Genomic DNA, 17,197 nt, shown 5'->3' with positions numbered 1-17,197 from the left:
CCGAGGCAGGGTAAATGCATGAGTGGTGATGGTCAGGTGAGACTCAATCCAGAATGCCCAGACTGTCCCAGCGCTCATCGACCCGCGAGACGATCTCGTCGCTCATCACGATGGGCTCGCCCCATTCGCGGTCGGTCTCGCCGGGCCACTTGTTGGTGGCATCCATGCCCATCTTGGAGCCGAGCCCCGCCGTTGGCGAGGCGAAATCGAGATAGTCGATCGGCGTATTGTCGACCAGAACGGTATCACGGCTCGGGTCCATCCGCGTGGTGATGGCCCAGATGACATCTTCCCACTTGCGGGCATCGACATCATCATCCAGCACGATCACGAACTTGGTATACATGAACTGGCGCAGGAAGCTCCAGACTCCCATCATCACGCGCTTGGCGTGGCCGGGGTACTGCTTCTTCATCGTCACCACCGCCATGCGGTAGGAGCATCCCTCCGGCGGCAGATAGAAGTCGACGATCTCCGGGAACTGCTTGCGCAGAATCGGCACGAAGACCTCATTGAGGGCCAGACCGAGAATCGCCGGCTCATCCGGTGGACGCCCGGTATAGGTCGAGTGATAGATCGGATCGCGCCGATGGGTGATGCGCTCGATGGTGAAGACGGGGAAGGTCTCGACCTCGTTGTAATAGCCGGTGTGATCGCCGTAGGGGCCTTCCGGTGCCATGTCATCCGGATACAGGTAGCCCTCGAGGATGATCTCGGCGCTGGCCGGCACCTCGAGCTCCGACAGGCCACATTTGACCAGCTCGGTGCGCGAGCCGCGCAGCAGCCCCGCGAAGGCATACTCGGACAGCGTATCCGGCACCGGAGTGACAGCGCCCAGAATCGTCGCCGGGTCAGCCCCCAGCGCCACGGCGACCGGGAAGGGCTCACCCGGATGGGCCTTCTGCCACTCACGGAAATCCAGAGCCCCGCCACGGTGCGCCAGCCAGCGCATGATCAGCCGATTCTTGCCAAGCTTCTGCTGACGGTAGATGCCGAGGTTCTGACGCTCCTTGTGCGGCCCGCGGGTAATCACCAGCGGCCAGGTCACCAGCGGCGCGGCATCTCCGGGCCAGCAGTGCTGGATCGGAATCATGTCGAGATCGACATCATCCCCTTCCAGCACGACTTCCTGACAGGGCGCACGCTTGACCCGCTTGGGGCCCATGCTCATCACCTGCTTGAAGATCGGCAACTTGTCCCAGGCATCACGGAAGCCTCTGGGCGGCTCCGGCTCCTTGAGGAAGGCGAGCAGCTCGCCGACTTCGCGCAGCGCCTCGACCGATTCCTGCCCCATGCCCAGCGCCACACGACGCGGTGTGCCGAACAGATTGCCCAGCACCGGCATGCTGTGGCCCTTGACGTTCTCGAACAGCAACGCCGGACCACCCGCCTTCAGGGTGCGATCGCAGATCTCGGTCATCTCCAGGTAAGGGTCCACCTCGGCACGAATGCGCTTGAGTTCGCCCTTCTCTTCCAGCGCCGCGATGAAATCGCGCAAGTCTCGATACTGCATGGGAGTTTCCGGTCGGCTTGATCAGGTTCCGAGCATACCATTGCCAGCCGATAGTCGGCAGGCCGACAACGCAAGACGCCCATCTCCTGATCAGGAGATGGGCGTCTCGGGAAGTGCTGATTCCCCACGTGATTCCGTCATTGAACGGAATCACGTGGGGAATCCATGGCATTGCCTCGTCAACTCAGGACATCGGCTCAGCGGCGCTTCATGGCCTCGAAGAACTCGAGGTTGGTCTTGGTATCTTTCAGGCGGTCGATCAGGAATTCGGTCGCGGCCACGTCTTCCATCGGATTGAGCAGCTTGCGCAGGATCCACATGCGCTGCATTTCATCTTCAGACGCGATCAGGTCTTCACGACGCGTACCGGAACGACGGATGTTGAGTGCCGGGAAGACACGACGCTCGGCCAGCTTGCGGTCGAGGTGCGCTTCCATGTTACCGGTGCCCTTGAACTCCTCGAAGATGACTTCGTCCATCTTGGAACCGGTGTCGACCAGTGCCGTGGCGAGGATGGTCAGACTGCCGCCTTCCTCGATGTTGCGCGCGGCACCGAAGAAGCGCTTCGGCTTCTCGAGGGCATGCGCATCGACACCACCGGTCAACACCTTGCCGGAGGACGGCACCACGGTGTTGTAGGCACGCGCCAGACGCGTGATGGAATCGAGCAGGATGACGACATCCTTCTTGTGCTCCACCAGACGCTTGGCCTTCTCGATCACCATCTCGGCGACCTGGACGTGACGGGCCGGCGGCTCATCGAAGGTGGAGGCCACGACTTCGCCGCGCACGGTGCGCGACATTTCGGTGACTTCCTCAGGACGCTCATCGATCAGCAGCACGATGAGGTGACATTCGGGGTTGTTGCGAGTGATGGAGGCGGCGATGTTCTGCAGCATCATCGTCTTGCCCGCCTTGGGCGGTGACACGATCAGACCACGCTGTCCCTTGCCGATCGGGGCCGTGAGATCCAGGATGCGCGAGGTGATGTCCTCGGTGGAACCGTTGCCGATTTCCATCAGCAGACGCGATTGCGGGAACAGCGGCGTCAGGTTCTCGAACAGGATCTTGTGCTTGGCGTTCTCGGGACGGTCAAAGTTGATCTGATTGACCTTGAGCAGCGCGAAGTAACGTTCCCCTTCCTTCGGCGGACGAATCTTGCCGGAAATGGTATCGCCCTTGCGCAGATTGAAGCGGCGAATCTGGGACGGGGAAACGTAGATGTCGTCGGGGCCAGCAAGGTAGGAAGAATCCGCACTGCGCAGGAAGCCGAAGCCGTCCTGCAGGATTTCCAGCACACCATCACCATAGATATCCTCGCCGCTTTTCGCGTGCTTCTTGAGGATGGCGAAGATGATGTCCTGCTTGCGCGAACGTGCCAGGTTGTCGATCCCCATGGTCTGGGCGAGTTCCAGCAGTTCCGGGACGGTATTTTGCTTGAGTTGGGTAAGATTCATCGGCTTGTTTGAACGTAGCTCGTGTCAGCAGGGCTGAAGATAAGAAGGGAATCGAGAAGACGAGCAGGAGGCAGAGACTGACACTGTACTGTGTGAGTGCAGGCTGATCTCGACAGCATTCCCGGGGGCAAGCGCCTGAGTGGAAAGAATACAGGTGCCAAAGGTTCAGGAAAGATCACTCACCACGGCCGTACAACGGATTCGGCAACGGAGTGTCGAGCGACTGCAGCCCGTCCGCAAGGACATGGGGCGTCGTGCTTCCTGACGTAAAAGTCTTCTCGATATGGAATCTAGCGGTATGAATCGCCTGGTGGCTGACCTGTGAATATAAGGACAGAATTACCAGAGGGCTGGCTGACAACTGGGGGACCGTGGGACGGTCGACATGACGCAATCAGAGAGCGTGTAATCAGGCGAACGCCTCGATGGTAGTCAAGCTTCACCTCGAACGCAAGTCCCGTGCTCAGAGGCCATGCCAGCGCAGCCCGGGGGACGGGGCCGCCGCTCAACTGACGGCGTCATCCCCCATCACAGGTTGGCATCCAGGAAGGCGGCCAATTGCGCACGAGGCATCGCCCCGACCTTGCTGGCCTCGACATTTCCGGACAGGAACAGCATCAGGGTCGGCACGCCACGAACGCCGAAACGGGACGCCAGTTCAGGGGCCTCATCGACATCGACCTTGACGATCTTCAACCGCCCTTCATATTCCTCCGCCAGCGACTCGAGTGTCGGGGCCACCGTCTTGCACGGCCCACACCAGGAGGCCCAGAAATCCACCAGTACCGGCTGCTCGCTCTCCAACACCACGGATTCAAAGTCTCTTTCTGAAATCGGTGCCACACGTTCGCTCATCGCGACGTTATCTCCCAGGCCACATCGGCCTTGCTGATCTTCCTGCAGGTAAATGATGATGCTTCAGCGTGACGACGATGACGGCAAGCCCCGGGACGAGCGGTGTCACGCGAGCGCCTTGCACGAGAGGCATCGCTCTCTGGCGCTTCGCACGACTGTCATGTCGCACCAGTAGACTACCACGCCCTGTCTCTGACATGCCCCACTCTCGACCGATCCTGCCGACGACATGCCATGAGGTTTGACACCTCACACAAGTCGCCGCAACCTTGATCCAGACTGACATTGCATTCTTTACCGTGATACTCCGCAGCGTGGACGGCTTGACACATGGCGCCCTGCCCTCGAGGACAGCGCATGTAGCAGCGCCCGTTCGCGCAAGGCCTGCCAGCAGGACCTGCCACAAGGACCATGCATTTGAGTGATTCAGCCTCCTCTCTACCTGACAGCTCCCCCGCTGCCACGGACACCAGTGACGATGCACCACTGTTGAAGCTGGCCGCCATCGATCTCGGCTCCAACAGTTTCCATCTGCTGCTGGCCAATCATCAGGCCGGACAATTGCAGGTCGTGGCCAAGCAGGGCGAGAAGATCCAGCTGGCAGCTGGCCTGGATGAAGACGGCATGCTCAGTGAAGATGCCATGGAGCGTGCGCTCAACTGCCTCGCACAGTTCGCGCCCTTCCTGGATGGCATCGAGGCGGAGCATCTGCGCATCGTCGGCACCAACGCGCTGCGTGCCGCGCACAACAGCCAGACATTGATCGATCGCGCCGAGGAATTGCTAGGGCATCCCATCGAGATCATCGCCGGCCGTGAAGAAGCGCGCCTGATCTATCTGGGGGCCGCCCATGCCCTGGCCGATGTGCATGGCAAGCGCCTCATCATCGACATCGGCGGCGGCTCGACGGAATTCATCATCGGTGAACAGTTCGAGCCGCTGTTGCTGGAAAGTCTGCACATGGGCTGCGTGGCCTATACCAAGGCATTCTTCTCTGACGGCGAGATCAGCGAGAAACGCATGCGCCGTGCCGAACTGGCCGCTCGCTCGGAGCTGGCCAGCATACAGCGCAGCTATCGCGAGCTGGGCTGGGACGACCCCGTCGGCTCCTCCGGCACCATCAAGGCAGCCGCCAGCGTGATGGAAGCCCATGGCTGGGCAGCACACGGCCTGGTGACTCGCGAGGGACTCCATCGGCTGCGCACCGCTCTCTTGGGATTCAAGCGTCTCGACAAGGTCAGCCTGCCAGGCCTGAAAAGTGACCGCGCCAGCGTCTTCCCGGCCGGGGTCGCGATCCTGTGCGGTATCTTCGAAGCCCTGGAACTCGAGCAGATCCGCTACTCCGATGGCGCGTTGCGCGAAGGCGTGCTGTTTGATCTGATCGGTCGCAATACGGCGGAAGACTCGCGCATCGCGGCCATCGATCTGCTGCGCCGTCGCTATGGTATCGACACCCGCCATGCGGCCAACGTGCGCGATACCGCGCTGGCGCTGTTCGACCAGGTCGCGGATGCGTGGTCACTGGGGGCAACCTCCCGTCAGATGCTGGCCTGGGGGGCCGAACTGCATGAAGTCGGGCTGGCCATCTCGCATAGCCAGTTCCATCGTCATGGCGCCTACCTGATCGAGCATTCCGACCTGCAGGGGTTCTCGCGACCGGAGCAGAAGGCGCTCGCCTTCCTGGTACGCGCCCATCGTCGCAAGTTCGCCAGCCGGGAGCTTGCCAATCTGCCGCTGACGCTCCAGCCACGCCTCGCCCGTCTGGCACGCCTGCTGCGCATCGCCGTGATGCTCAATCATTCACGCCCTGAACAGCCTGTCCTCGGCACGCAATTGAGCGCCAAGGGCGACGAATTGCGGCTGAGCCTGGCAGAAGAATATCGGGATCACAGTCTGATCTGTGATGACCTGACCCAGGAAAGCAGTCTGCAGAAGGCCGCCGACATGACGCTCACCCTCGAAGACGTCGACTGAGAACGGACGCCGCCCTGGCCTCGTGCTGTCCCGCCACTACGCCCAGGGCCCCGTGAGACTCTCTGTCGAGACTGACTCCCGGGGCCGACTTCTGAGGCCCACAGTCAGCCACTCGGCTTTGCTCGCAACCACCACCCGCACGCGGGATGCCATAGCGCCACGATGGCTTGATCGCGGGCACGTCGCGCTACCCGCAGCTGGTGGCGCTGCCAGGGTGGGATGTCGGCTTCCTGCAGCAGGCGCTTGAGGTCCCGCCGGCCCCTGTCAGCCAGACGCATGACATCACCCGGCTGACGCTGACCGATCACGACTTCGTCCTCCTGCGCGGCCAATGCCTGCCAGCTCTGTCTCGCCCGATCATCCAGTTCACGCCGTTGGCAGTCACTGACCCCATCACCAAGACCATGCCTTGTAACGGTATCACTCACCTGCCACCACAGCTGACCGCGCCAGAGGCGCACCACCAGACTTGAGACCGGACTGTGCCAGCGCACCTCCGCCACCGAGTCCGGCGGCGTGGCGATCCACTGCTGCAGACTGGCCAGGCGCCCGCGCGGCGGCACCGGCCAGCCGCGTGATTGGCACAGGTGACGCAACACCAGACGCTGGCGTGGCTCACTCAACTCGCCCAGACGTGCCAACGACAGCTGCACCTCCTGCTCCTGCTCTTGCTCTTGCTCTTGCTCTTGCTCTTGCTCTTGCTCTTGCTCTTGCTCTTGCTCTTGCTCTTGCTCTTGCTCTTGCTCTTGCTCTTGCTCCTGCCCCGGCGTGACGCGCTCCGCGCCTGACAGCCGTACCTTCGCCAGCAGCTCGGCCGCCAGCTCATCCAGCAATGACTGCTCTTCCTGGAGCTGCTGCGCCGAGCGCGCAAGGCTGCCCGCAGCCTGTGGCCAACGCCCTTCGAGTGCCGGCAGCACCGTGTGACGCAGATAATTGCGATCGAAACGCTGACTGAGATTGCTGGGGTCCTCGCACCAGTCTCGTGAGACACACAGCCCTTGCTGACTCGCCAGAGTCTCGAGATCACGGCGAGAGACATCCAGCAGCGGGCGTACCAGTCGTGCACGCGCATGGGGGGGCAGATCTCGCCCAGTGGGCGAGTTGCCCACAGTCAGCGCCCGCTCAGGCGGCATGGCCGCCAGCCCGCGCCCGCCACTGCCGCGCAGCGCGTTGAGCAACAATGTCTCGGCCTGATCATCCTGATGCTGCGCCAGCCACAGGCTATCGCCCGCCGCCAGACAGGCCGTCAGTGCCGCCAGCCGCGCCTCACGTGCGGCAGCCTCCACGCCTCGCGACTTGAATGCCGCCTCATCCAGCGCCAGATGGCGCACACTCAACGGCAACCCCAACCGCGAGGCCAGCCTGCGCGCCAGACGCTCGAAATCATCATTGGCCGCCTGCAGGCCATGGTGCACATGCACCAGCCGCAGTCGCCGCGGGCACTCCTGCGTCGCTCGTGCCGCCAGCCTCGCCAGCATCACCGAATCCAGTCCGCCCGAGAGTGCGATCCATACCGTGTGCCGTGAATCCGTTGTTGCCAACGCCGCACGGACGGCAACGAGTGCGCGCGATTCCGCCATCTCGCCAAGAGACTGCGGAGACGAGGACATCGAGTCCAGTGAAGAAGACAGAGACATGCCGAGCTCCCGTCGCGAAAGCAGATGGATGGAGTGAGCGGAGAAAAAGCGGCCCTGAACGCAAGGACGCCCCCGGAAGATTCCGGAGGCGTCCTGGTCACTCAGGCGTGAACTGCATGCGCATCAAGCGTGATGTGCAGAGATCATGCCGGTGCGCCGTAGCTCATCAGGCGCTGGTAACGACGCTCCAGCAGGGCGTCGGTATCCAGCGCGCCAAGACGCTCCAGGCCTTCACCCAGCGCGGCCTTGATGCTGTCGGCAGCAGCTTGCGGATTGCGGTGCGCGCCACCCAGCGGCTCCTTGATCAAGTTGTCGACGAAGCCCAGCTCCTTGAGGCGCGAGGCCGTGATGCCCATGGCATCAGCGGCATCGGCGGCACGCTCTGCGCTCTTCCACAGGATGGAGGCACACCCTTCCGGCGAGATCACCGAGTAGGTGGAGTACTGCAGCATGTTGAGCTCGTCACACACGCCGATGGCCAGTGCACCACCGGAACCGCCCTCACCGATGACGGTGGAGATGATCGGGGTCTTGAGACGCGACATCACTGCCAGATTGTAGGCGATGGCCTCGGACTGACCGCGCTCCTCGGCACCGATGCCCGGATAGGCACCCGGGGTGTCGATGAAGGTCAGGATCGGCATCTTGAAGCGCTCGGCCATCTCCATCAGACGGCAGGCCTTGCGGTAGCCTTCCGGACGCGGCATGCCGAAGTTGCGACGCACCTTTTCCTTCACGTCACGGCCTTTCTGGTGACCGATCACCATCACCGGCTTGTCGTCGAGACGCGCGATGCCACCGACCAGGGCTTCATCGTCCGCGTAGTGACGGTCGCCGTGCAGCTCATCGAAATCCGTGAACAGGTTCTCGAGGTAGTCGAGGGTATACGGACGCTGCGGATGACGCGCCAGCTGAGATACCTGCCAGGCACCGAGGTCCTTGAAGATGGACTCGGTGAGCTTGGTGCTCTTGTCCTGCAGACGAGCGATCTCGTCAGACAGGTTGACCTGGGAGTCGTTACCGACCAGACGGAGTTCCTCGATCTTGGCCTGCAGCTCGGCGATCGGCTGTTCAAAGTCCAGATAATTGGGATTCATAAGGCGTTTCGTTCGTCGTCTCGGGCAGCCAGGAAAGCGAGTCGGCCGGGTCACTCCCCCTGAGCAAGCGCTCAGGCGATCTGTGGCTCACGGCGGTCACAGTCGGCATGGAATTGGGTACGGAAAAGATAGGGGGGCATTATCGCACCCTGTTCGACAGGTGCAAACCTTGCCCGCCCGTTCGGCGCGGGATTGCCTCTCCCCCACGCCCTTCACCACCTGGTTTCACTTGCATCATCAAGGGGAAGGGATGGCGTCCCTTCCCCTTGATCAACAATCACTCACGGTACTTGAGTCGCACGCCGCGCTGGCCTTCCACCTCACCCAGCTGGATCAGCAGTTCATCGCTGGGGGCGACGCGCCATTGCTCACCAAGCTCCAGCCAGGCCTCCGCGGCGGCATTGCGATAGCGTAGCCGCATCGGCAGGCCTTCGCTGGCCAGGTGCGGCGTCAACAGCGTGGACAACTGCTGGGTGAAGCGTCCGCCGATATCCTCGGCGGCGATGCTCATCTCGACGGCCTCACCGAAGCGCGCCCGCGCATCGATGATCGGCGTGACATCCTTGCCACGCAGGCGCAGGCCGCCGGAATAATCATCCTGACTGACCTCCCCCTCGACGATCACCACGCTGTCAGGTACCAGCTTGTTGCGTACCTGATCGTAGAGTTCGCCGAACATCGAGGCCTCGATGCGTCCGGTGCGATCATCCAGGGTCACGAAGGCCATGGTATCGCCACGCTTGGACTTCATGGTGCGCATGGCGATCACCAGCCCGGCGATGCGCTGCGGCTCCCGCGACGGTTTCAGGTCGCTGATGCGCGCATTGATGAAGCGCTTGAGCTCACCTTCGTATTCATCGATGGGATGGCCGGTCAGATAGAGCCCCAGGGTGTCCTTCTCGCCGGTGAGGCGCTCCTTGTCGGTCCACTCACGCGCCTTGCGATAGCCGGCGTAGACATCCGTTTCCGGCTCGCTGAAGGCATCGCCGAACATGTCGGTGATGCCGACATCGTTGTTGGCATGATTCTGGGAGGCGGCCTTGAGCGCATCCTCCACCGCCAGCATCAGCACCGCACGGGACGGGCCGATGTTGTCCAGCGCCCCGGAGCGGATCAACGCCTCCAGGGTGCGCTTGTTGATCTTCTTGGCATCGATGCGCTTGCAGAAGTCGAAGATGTCGCTGAACGGCCCACCCTCGGCACGTGCGCTGACGATCGCCTCGATCGGGCCCTCGCCCACGCCACGGATCGCGCCCAGCCCGTAGACGACGCGCCCTTCGAGGTCGACGGTGAACTTGTAGCCACCGATGTTGACGTCCGGTGGCGTGACCGTCAGGCCGATATGGCGGCATTCCTCGATCAGCGGTACCACCTTCTCGATGGTCTGCATCTCGGTCGAGATCACCGCGGCCATGAACGGCCCCGGATAGTGCGCCTTCAGCCAGCCCGTCTGGTAGGAGACGAGGCCATAGGCCGCCGAGTGGGACTTGTTGAAGCCGTAACCGGCGAACTTTTCCACCAGGTCGAAGATGTTGCCCGCCAGGTCCTTGTCGATGCCCTTCTCGGCACACCCTTCCATGAAGCCGGCACGCTGCTTGGCCATCTCTTCCGGCTTCTTCTTGCCCATCGCGCGGCGCAGCATGTCGGCCTGGCCCAGCGTGTAGCCGGCCAGCACCTGCGCGATCTGCATGACCTGCTCCTGGTACAGGATGATGCCGTAGGTCGGCTCCAGTACCGGCTTGAGCAGCTCGTGCTGATAATCCGGGTGTGGATAAGACACTTCGGAGCGACCGTGCTTGCGGTTGATGAAGTCATCCACCATGCCGGACTGCAGCGGGCCCGGACGGAACAGGGCCACCAGGGCGATCATGTCTTCCAGGCAGTCAGGCTTGAGCTTCTTGATCAGCTCCTTCATGCCGCGGGATTCCAGCTGGAAGACCGCCGTCGTCTCCGCCTTCTGCAGCATGTCGAAGGTCTTGGCGTCGTCCAGCGGAATGTCATCGATCTCCAGCGGCGGCAGCCCTTCACGCTCACGGACCTTGTCGACCATCTCGGTCGCCCAGTCGATGATGGTCAGGGTACGCAGCCCCAGGAAGTCGAACTTGACCAGCCCGGCTTCCTCGACATCGTTCTTGTCGAACTGCACCACCAGACCGCTGCCATCCTCTTCACACAGCAGCGGCGAGAAATCGGTCAGCTTGGTGGGAGCGATCACCACGCCCCCGGCGTGCTTGCCGGTACCGCGGGTGGTGCCCTCGAGCTTGAGCGCCATCTCCCAGATTTCCTGGGCCTCTTCATCGTTCTCGATGAATTCCTTGAGCTGAGGCTCCTGCTCGATGGCCTTCTCCAGCGTCATGCCGACTTCAAAGGGAATCAGCTTGGAGAGCTTGTCGCCCAGCGAGTAGGGACGCCCCTGGGCACGCGCCACGTCACGCACCACCGCCTTGGCGGCCATGGTGCCGAAGGTGACGATCTGCGAGACCGCATTGCGCCCGTAGCGCTCGGCCACGTAATCGATGACGCGATCGCGCTTCTCCATGCAGAAGTCGACGTCGAAGTCGGGCATGGAGACACGTTCCGGGTTCAGGAAGCGCTCGAACAGCAGGTCGTATTCCAGCGGATCCAGATCGGTGATCTTCTGGGCATAGGCCACCAGTGAGCCGGCACCGGAACCACGCCCCGGGCCGACCGGCACGCCGTTGTCCTTGCCCCACTGGATGAAGTCCATGACGATCAGGAAGTACCCGGGGAAGCCCATCTGCAGGATGATGTCGAGCTCGAAGTCCAGGCGGGAACGATAGCGCTGTTCGGTGTCAGCCCAGGCTTCGCTGTCGCGGGGATGCCTGTCGCGCGGATAGAGCTTCTCGAGGCGTTCCGTCAGGCCATCATGGGAAACCTTGCGGAAGAACTCATCCATCGTCATGCCTTCCGGCACCGGGAACTCGGGCAGGAAGTAGGTCCCCAGCTGAACCGTCACGGAACAGCGCGCCGCGATCAGCACGCTGTTCTCGAGCGCTTCGGGAATGTCGGCGAACAGCTCGTGCATTTCCTCGGCGGTCTTCAGGTACTGCTCATCGCTGTAGCGGGTCTCGCGGCGCGGGTCATCCAGCGCCTTGCCTTCCCCGATGGCCACGCGTGTCTCGTGGGCCCAGTAGTCCTCACGCTTGAGGAAGCGCACGTCATTGGTGGCGACCACCGGGGTATCGGTCGCCTCCGCCAACGCCACCGACAGGTGCAGGCACTCTTCCTCGTACTGGCGCTGGGTACGGGTCAGCTCCAGATAGAAGCGATCCCCGAAGACCGCCTTCCATTCGCTCAGCAGGGTCCGTGCGGTGTCTTCGTGATCCGAGAGCAGATGACGCCCGATCTCGCCCTCGCGCCCCCCGGACAGCACGATCAGCCCCTCGGCCTGCTCGAAGATCCACTGCTTCTCGAGATAGGCACGCCCCTGCTTCTGGCCGTCGGTCCAACCACGCGAGATCAGCTCGGTCAGATGGCGATAGCCGATGTCATTCATCGCCAGCAGCGTGATGCGGTAGGGACGCGTGACGTCCTGCGGATTGGTCATCCACAGATCGGAACCGATGATCGGCTTGATCCCGGCCCCTCGGGCATTGGAGTAGAACTTGACCAGCCCGAACAGGTTGGCCTCGTCGGTGACCGCGACAGCCGGCTGGCCTGCCGTGGCGGTCGCCTTGATCAGCGGCTTGACGCCGGGCAGACCATCGACGAGAGAGAACTCGGTGTGAACGCGCAGGTGAACAAAGGGCGTGGTCATGGAATCGGCTCGTGAAGTCTGCGTGACGGTAAAGGATTCAGTCGCGGCGGGTGACGATGGCCGCGCTGACGCTGCCGGCGCCTTGGACGCTGAAGGCGGGGACTCCGCTGCCAAGGATAGCGCGTCGGGGGCAGCGTCTGAAGGCGCCTCGCCTGTCAGGACGACCTCGACTGACGGGGATGCCGTGGTCTCACTGGCATCAGTCAGACCACGGCTGGCGGCTTTTTTGCAGCGGGAGACTGGCTCGGCTCACTCGTCGACAGGGCCGCTTCCTGCTCTGACGGCCCCGACGATTGCTCTGACGGCCCCGACGAATGCCCTGATGACTCGACAGCCTTGTCCGGCTCAGCGGCTGGCTCAACCGGGGCCGGCAGCGCGATCAATGCATCTTCCGGCACGGCCTGCGGCACATGCCCGGCCATGTAAAGCCGCTTGACCGGCCCGAAGCTCTTGCGATGCAGGGTAAGGATGCCATGCGTCTCGATGGCGGCCTGATGCTCGCGGGTCGGGTAGCCCTTGTGACGCGCGAAACCGTAGGCGGGGAAGCAGGCATCCAGCGCTGCCATCTGGGCATCGCGGTATACCTTGGCCAGTATGGAAGCCGCGCCGATGGCGGCGTGGCGCAGGTCGCCCTTCACCACTGCCATGCCGGGAATCTCGTGCCCCGGCAAGCGGTTGCCATCCACCAGCAGATATTCCGGGCGTACGCCCAGGGCATCGACAGCACGCCGCATCGCAAGGTGCGTGGCCTGATAGATGTTCAGCTCATCGATCTCTTCACTGGTAGCCTCGGCGATCGCCCAGGCCCAGGCACGCGTACGAATCTGCTCGTACAGTGCCAGGCGCTTCTTCTCGCTGAGTTTCTTGGAGTCGGTGATGCCCTCGATGGGGTCATTCGGGTCAAGAATCACCGCTGCCGCCACCACGGGCCCGACCAGCGGTCCACGCCCGACCTCATCGATACCTGCCAGCAGCTCCCCGTGATAGGGGATCACCAGCGCCGGAAAATCATCGGCGGGTTTGCGCTTGCGGCTGGCGGGCAGAGTGGCGGGTCGATCGGCAGAGTCGGTCATGGTATCTCGGGGCGTCAGACAACCGACAGACCACTGTTGCGGCCTGCCGATCAGGGGGTATCAGTCAGTAAAGGCATCACGGGCGGTCGTGATCAGCGCCCCGCCAGCTCACCGATGGCAATGGCGGCCGCGGCGCTGGCATCACAGGTCAACTCACGATGCATGGCGACGAAGCGCTCACGCAGCTCACGCTGGCGACAGACATCGCCGGCGGCACGCGACAGCAAGGGAGCGAGGCTTTCCTCGATGGACTCCGGCGTGGCTGCGTCCTGGATCAGCTCCGGCACCAATGTCTCGCGGGCAATCAGGTTGGGCAGCGAAATCCACTCGGTCTTGACCATGTGCCGTGCGATGCGGTGGGTCATCGGCGCCATGCGATAGGCCACCACCATCGGACGATGACACAGCAGACATTCGAGCGCTGCCGTACCGGAGGCCAGCAGCACGGCATCGGCGGCAGTCATCGCTTCACGCGACTGGCCATCGATGAGGTGAATGCGACTGCGATCCAGCGCCTCGCGCCCCTGCATCAGTGACTCAAGCTCGCTACGCCGCAGCGACGTGGCGGCCGGAATCACCACTTCAAGCGCAGGGTAACGCTGGCAAAGGCGCTCAATGGAGGCCAGGAAGGTCTCGCCGAGGAAACGAATCTCGTTGCCACGGGATCCCGGCAACACCGCCAGCAACTGCACGTCGGGGGCAATCCCCAGCTGCAGGCGAGCAGCATCGCGATCATCCTCGAGCGGCAACTCATCCGCCAGCGGATGGCCGACGAAGGTCACCGGCACCTGATGTTCGCGATAGAAGGCCGCCTCGAAGGGCAGGAAGGTCAGCATGCGATCGACGGCACGGCGGATGGTCTTCACCCTGCCCTGACGCCAGGCCCAGACGGAAGGACTGACATAGTGCGCCGTGGTGATGCCCCGCTTGCGCAGGCGCAGCTCGAGCCCCAGATTGAAGTCGGGAGCATCGATACCGATCATCACGTCAGGCTGCCACTCAAGCGCGTCGCGCAACAGATGGCGACGCACCTTGATCAACTCCGGCAGATGCTTGAGCACCTCGACCAGCCCCATGATGGAGAGAGTTTCCAGCGGATAGAGGCTGTCGAAGCCTTCGGCCTGCATGCGCGGCCCCCCGATGCCACGAAACTCGACATCGGGATGACGCGCCTTGAGCGCGCGCATCAAGCTGGCACCGAGGATGTCACCGGAGAGCTCTCCGGCTACCAGGTAGATGCGCATGCTCAGCGTGTCAGGCCACGAGTGGACGCCTTGAGCGAGGCGATGAAGACATCGCGCTCGGCGAGAGGCGGCTCACCTTCCAGCTTCTCGAGTGCCTGCGCCAGTGTCAGCCCCTGACGGAAGACCGTCTTGTAGGCCGCGTTCAGGGCGGAGATGGTCTCGCGACTGAAACCACGGCGCTTGAGGCCGACGCTGTTGAGGCCATGCGCCTCGGCAGGGTGCCCATTGACCATCACGAAGGCCGCGATGTCCTTGGTGATGATGGAGCCACCGCCCGCCATGGCGTGCTCGCCGACATGACAGAACTGGTGCACCGCCGACAGTCCGCCAAGAATGACGTGATTGCCCAGATGGACATGCCCCCCCAGCGTCGCCTGATTGGCCATGATGCAGTCATCCCCGATGATGCAATCATGGCCCACGTGCGAGTAGGCCATGAACAGGTTGCGACTGCCGATGCGTGTCAGGCTGGCATCCTGGACGGTACCCCGGTGCAGGGTCACACCCTCGCGAATGACGTTGTCATCCCCGATCTCCAGGCGTGTCGGCTCACCGGCGTACTTCTTGTCCTGGCAATCCTCACCGACCGAGGCGAACTGGAAGATGCGGTTACGCTCACCGATGACCGTCGTACCCTTGATGACGACGTGCGGCCCCACCACCGTGCCAGCGCCGATCTCGACGTCGGCACCGATCACGCAAAACGGACCGACCTCGACATCGTCGGCCAGGCGGGCGCCGGGATCGACAATGGCAGTAGGATGTATCAAGCGACCTTCCTCTCGGCACAGATGATTTCGGCTTCACAGACCACATCACCGTCGACCTTGGCCTGACAGGCGAACTTCCAGATACCACGCTTCTCGCGCAGCACGCGGGCGCTGATCTCGAGCTGGTCGCCCGGCATGACCGGACGCTTGAAGCGCACGTTGTCACTGCCCACGAGGTAATAGATGTAACCATCGGCAGGACGCTTGTCGACCGTCTTGAAACCCAGAATACCTGCCGCCTGAGCCATGGCCTCAACGATCAGCACACCCGGCATGATCGGGTGTCCCGGGAAGTGGCCATTGAAGAACGGCTCATTGATGCTCACATTCTTGCGCGCGACGATGAACTCGCCAAGGGACAGTTCCATGACCCGATCGATCAGCAGGAAAGGATAGCGGTGCGGGAGATACTCACGGATCTCGTTGACGTCCATAACCATTGGCTTGCAACCTCTGAAATAACGAAATGCCTGCCGCACTCGGGCAGGCATGTAATGACGGTCCGGACCGCCGTTCTGGCAATGGCGCGCATTATAGCGTCCTTGCGCGCGACTGGCAGCCGCTCATTGCCCAGAGTCGCCGGGCTGACGAGATGACCTGCCTGGACAGGCGCTCGGCACAAGGCACAAAACCAGCGACCACTGCCTCATGGACAACGCCTGCTGGCACCTGCCGCGGTGCCAGAGCAGCGCTACCTGTCCTTCAAGTCCTTCTCGACCTGGTTCAGACGTCGTGCGAGCTGATCCAGCTGCTTGAAACGCACGGCATTGCGGCGCCACAGGCCATTGTCCATCGCCCCGGTACCCGACGAGTACACGCCCGGCTTGGTGATGGAATTGGTCACCAGACTCATGCCGGTGACCTGCACGCCATCACAGATTTCCAGATGCCCGGCAAGCCCCACGCCACCGCCCATCAGACAGTAGCGACCCACCTTGGTGGAACCGGCGATGCCGACACAGCCGGCCAGCGCCGAGTGATCTCCGATCTGCACGTTGTGCGCGATCTGGACCTGGGAGTCGATCTTGACGTCATTGCCGATGATGGTGTCGCCGAGTGCTCCTCGGTCAATGCTGGTGCAGCTGCCGACCTCGACATCATCACCGATCATCACGCCACCCAGCTGGGCGATCTTGTGCCAGCCCTTGCCGTCGTGGGCGAAACCGAAGCCGTCGGCACCGATCACGCAGCCACTGTGCAGGACTGCCCGCGCCCCGATGACCACCCCGTGATAGAGCGTGACATTGGGATGCAGCAGACACCCTTCGCCCAGCACGCTGTCAGCGCCAATGACGCACCCGGCCTGGAGACGGGAGCCATCCCCGATACTGACACCGGGGCCGACCACCACCTGCGGGCCGATCTCGACATTCGCGCCCAGCGTGGCCGTCTCATCGACGACCGCACTGGGATGCACGCTGGCCTGCGGTGCCTGTGCCATGGGATCGAACAACCGTGACAGCTCTGCATAGGCCAGGTAAGGATTGTCCAGCACCAGCGCATGGCTCTTGCACTCGTCGAGATGACTCTCGTGCAGCAGCACCGCCGTGGCCTGAGAGTCCGCGAGATACTTGAGGTAGGCGCGATTGGCGAGGAAGGCGATATCGCCTGGCGCCGCGTCCACCAGCGTCGACAGACCAGAGACCCGAACGTTCGGGTCGCCAACGAGTCGAGCACCCAGCCGCTGAGCCAGATCCTCGAGAGTGTAGGAGAATTGTTGCTTTTTCATGCTGTCTCTAGGCGTCGGGCGCCGCTGGCTCGCATTCGCGTAGGCATGCTCAATGCTGGCATCGCGCGCC

General features: G+C 62.8%; 11 protein-coding genes and 1 pseudogene. 1 reads left to right on the top strand and 11 read right to left on the bottom strand.

Translation table 11 applies throughout. The features are described from left to right. Window positions 1-43 precede the first annotated feature (43 nt). The 3 genes from ubiD to trxA form a co-directional block, all read right to left on the bottom strand. Window positions 44-1,513, bottom strand: coding sequence for a 4-hydroxy-3-polyprenylbenzoate decarboxylase (gene ubiD, locus BFX80_RS01715; protein ID WP_084207824.1), 1,470 nt, complete (start codon window positions 1,511-1,513; stop codon window positions 44-46). A gap of 197 nt (window positions 1,514-1,710) precedes the next feature. Continuing rightward, entirely contained in the window at window positions 1,711-2,970 is a 1,260-nt protein-coding gene (gene rho, locus BFX80_RS01710; protein ID WP_077377862.1) for a transcription termination factor Rho, read from the bottom strand. 528 nt (window positions 2,971-3,498) lie between these two features. Continuing rightward, window positions 3,499-3,825, bottom strand: coding sequence for a thioredoxin (gene trxA / locus BFX80_RS01705; RefSeq protein WP_077377859.1), 327 nt, complete (start codon window positions 3,823-3,825; stop codon window positions 3,499-3,501). A 411-nt stretch (window positions 3,826-4,236) separates the two neighbouring features. On the opposite strand from trxA, the gene ppx reads away from it, so the two are divergent. After that, window positions 4,237-5,799: an exopolyphosphatase gene (gene ppx / locus BFX80_RS01700; RefSeq protein ID WP_084207823.1), complete on the top strand. Its 1,563-nt coding sequence runs from the start codon at window positions 4,237-4,239 to the stop codon at window positions 5,797-5,799. A gap of 104 nt (window positions 5,800-5,903) precedes the next feature. Here ppx and tilS read toward each other — a convergent pair whose 3' ends face one another. The 8 genes and pseudogenes from tilS to lpxD all read right to left on the bottom strand — a co-directional run bounded on the left by tilS (window position 5,904) and on the right by lpxD (window position 17,127). After that, a complete protein-coding gene (gene tilS, locus BFX80_RS17925) occupies window positions 5,904-7,436 on the bottom strand; it encodes a tRNA lysidine(34) synthetase TilS (RefSeq protein WP_084207822.1) in 1,533 nt (510 codons plus the stop codon). A gap of 143 nt (window positions 7,437-7,579) precedes the next feature. Beyond that, window positions 7,580-8,533, bottom strand: coding sequence for an acetyl-CoA carboxylase carboxyl transferase subunit alpha (accA, locus tag BFX80_RS01690; protein ID WP_084207821.1), 954 nt, complete (start codon window positions 8,531-8,533; stop codon window positions 7,580-7,582). A 277-nt stretch (window positions 8,534-8,810) separates the two neighbouring features. After that, the gene (gene dnaE / locus BFX80_RS01685) at window positions 8,811-12,311 is read right to left on the bottom strand and encodes a DNA polymerase III subunit alpha (protein WP_077377851.1); all 3,501 of its coding nucleotides are present in this window, start codon (window positions 12,309-12,311) and stop codon (window positions 8,811-8,813) included. A 428-nt stretch (window positions 12,312-12,739) separates the two neighbouring features. Continuing rightward, window positions 12,740-13,384: pseudogene (rnhB, locus tag BFX80_RS01680) on the bottom strand (ribonuclease HII); the annotation flags it as partial. A 92-nt stretch (window positions 13,385-13,476) separates the two neighbouring features. After that, the gene (gene lpxB / locus BFX80_RS01675) at window positions 13,477-14,628 is read right to left on the bottom strand and encodes a lipid-A-disaccharide synthase (protein ID WP_084207819.1); all 1,152 of its coding nucleotides are present in this window, start codon (window positions 14,626-14,628) and stop codon (window positions 13,477-13,479) included. Between the two features lie 2 nt (window positions 14,629-14,630). Then, window positions 14,631-15,398, bottom strand: coding sequence for an acyl-ACP--UDP-N-acetylglucosamine O-acyltransferase (gene lpxA, locus BFX80_RS01670; RefSeq protein ID WP_077377842.1), 768 nt, complete (start codon window positions 15,396-15,398; stop codon window positions 14,631-14,633). Further along, window positions 15,395-15,838, bottom strand: coding sequence for a 3-hydroxyacyl-ACP dehydratase FabZ (fabZ, locus tag BFX80_RS01665; protein ID WP_077377839.1), 444 nt, complete (start codon window positions 15,836-15,838; stop codon window positions 15,395-15,397). Before fabZ ends, lpxA begins: the two co-directional genes overlap by 4 nt. A gap of 251 nt (window positions 15,839-16,089) precedes the next feature. Further along, window positions 16,090-17,127 (bottom strand): UDP-3-O-(3-hydroxymyristoyl)glucosamine N-acyltransferase, encoded by a 1,038-nt coding sequence (lpxD, locus tag BFX80_RS01660; RefSeq protein ID WP_077378183.1) that lies wholly within the window; start codon window positions 17,125-17,127, stop codon window positions 16,090-16,092. Window positions 17,128-17,197 lie beyond the last annotated feature (70 nt).

Origin of the sequence: Cobetia marina, from assembly GCF_001720485.1 — a bacterium.
Classification (GTDB): Bacteria; Pseudomonadota; Gammaproteobacteria; order Pseudomonadales; family Halomonadaceae; genus Cobetia; species Cobetia marina.
Note: the sequence above shows the minus strand (reverse complement) of the source record. Positions and strands in the feature narration are given on the sequence as shown.